The sequence below is a fragment of the Burkholderia sp. Ac-20353 genome (genome assembly GCF_017104785.1).
Lineage (GTDB): Bacteria > Pseudomonadota > Gammaproteobacteria > Burkholderiales > Burkholderiaceae > Burkholderia.
The window spans coordinates 1-1,667 of the sequence record NZ_JAAGPL010000465.1 but is presented as its reverse complement, the minus strand read 5'-3'; the positions used below and the strand labels follow the sequence as shown (position 1 = coordinate 1,667).

The 1,667-nt window shown below is 70.3% G+C and carries 2 protein-coding genes; both read left to right on the top strand.

Translation table 11 applies throughout. From position 1 onward, the window contains the following. Positions 1 to 183: hypothetical protein (locus G3N94_RS43070; RefSeq protein ID WP_277398617.1), on the top strand; the 183-nt coding region annotated here is incomplete at its 5' end. Between the two features lie 71 nt (positions 184 to 254). Then, positions 255 to 1,667, top strand: a 1,413-nt coding sequence (locus G3N94_RS41325; RefSeq protein ID WP_205799909.1) for an acyl-CoA dehydrogenase family protein, incomplete at its 3' end; no start/stop codon positions are given.

Sequence of the window (1,667 nt, the reverse complement as noted above, 5' to 3'; positions counted from 1 at the left end):
CGCGCGCGACTGGCGCGGCCGGCGGCGCAACGCGGGCCGGGGTTGCGCCGCCGGCTGGCCGGGCGGCGCCGGAACCTGAACATGTCGCGGCGGCATATTTGCTACTCTGAAAATCAGGAAGACACGCGTTCCGGATGGAGCCGGACCGGGCGCGGAAGAGCCAACAGCTTTGCATCGCACTGAACCGGAGCAAGCGCCGAGGCACGCAGGCGCGCACTCCGGTCGACAACAGAGACACCTCGATGACCGGACCGATGACAGGATCGACGCATGCAGTCGCGAACCAGTTCGACGAACTGGTCGACTATAACCTCTTCGCGACCGATGCCGCGCTGCGCGATGCGCTCGCACGCGCCGGCGCCGACTGGGCCGTGCCGCAGCTCGATGCGTACGGCGCGCGCCTCGGCAGCGCCGACACTGCGCAGCTCGCCGACGACGCGAACCGCCACCCGCCGGAACTGAACGCATTCGACCGGCGCGGCCGGCGGATCGACCGCGTCGACTTCCACCCGGCGTGGCACACGCTGCTCGGCATGTACCGCAACGAAGGCTTCGTGTCGCTCGCGTTCCGCGACACGCGGCCCGGCCGCTGGGCCGCGACCGCGGCCGGCTTCTACCTGCACGGGCAGATCGAGGCCGGCACGCTGTGCCCGGCGACGATGACGCAGGCCGCGATCCCCGTGCTGCAGAAGGAGCCCGCGCTGTGGGACCTGCTGCGCGACAAGCTCTACAGCGACGTCTACGACCCGCGCGACGTGCCGGTCGCGCAAAAGCGCTCGATCTGGTTCGGAATGGGCATGACGGAGAAACAGGGCGGCTCCGACGTGCGCGCGATCACGACGATCGCGACGCCCGTGACGACCGCAACGCTCGCGACGCCGGCCGGCGCAGGCGGGCGCGGCGGCGAATACCTGCTGCGCGGTCACAAATGGTTCTTCTCCGCGCCGATGTGCGACGCGCACCTCGTCGTCGCGCGTACCGACAGCGGCGGCCCGTCGTGCTTCTACGTGCCGCGCTGGCGGCCCGACGGCACCAAGAACGCGGTCGAGATCCAGCGCCTGAAGGACAAGGTCGGCAACCGCAGCAACTCGAGCAGCGAGATCGAGCTGAACGATGCGTGGGGCATCATGCTCGGCGACGAAGGCCGCGGGATTCCGACCATCATCGAGATGGCGACCTACACGCGCCTGAACTGCGTGCTCGGCAGCGCGGCGATGCTGCGCCAGGGCGTCGTGCAGGCGATCGCGTACACGCGGCAGCGCCATGCGTTCGGCCGCGCGCTCGCCGAACAGCCGCTGATGCGCACCGTGCTTGCCGATCTCGCGCTCGAAAGCGAGGCCGCGCTCGTGCTCGCGATGCGGCTCGCGGCCGCGTTCGAGGACGGCGACACGCCGCTCGAGCACGCGTGGAAGCGCATCGTCACGCCTGCCGCGAAATTCTGGGTCTGCAAGCGCGCGGTCGAGCTGACCGGCGAAGTGATGGAAGTGTTCGGCGGCAACGGCTACGTCGACAACGGCCCGATCGCGCGGCTGTTCCGCGAGGCGCCCGTCAACTCGATCTGGGAAGGCTCGGGCAACGTGATGTGCCTCGACGTGCTGCGCGCGGTGTCGCGCGAGCCGGACGCGGCCGCCGCGCTGCTCGGCGAACTGCACGAACTGGCGGCGGGC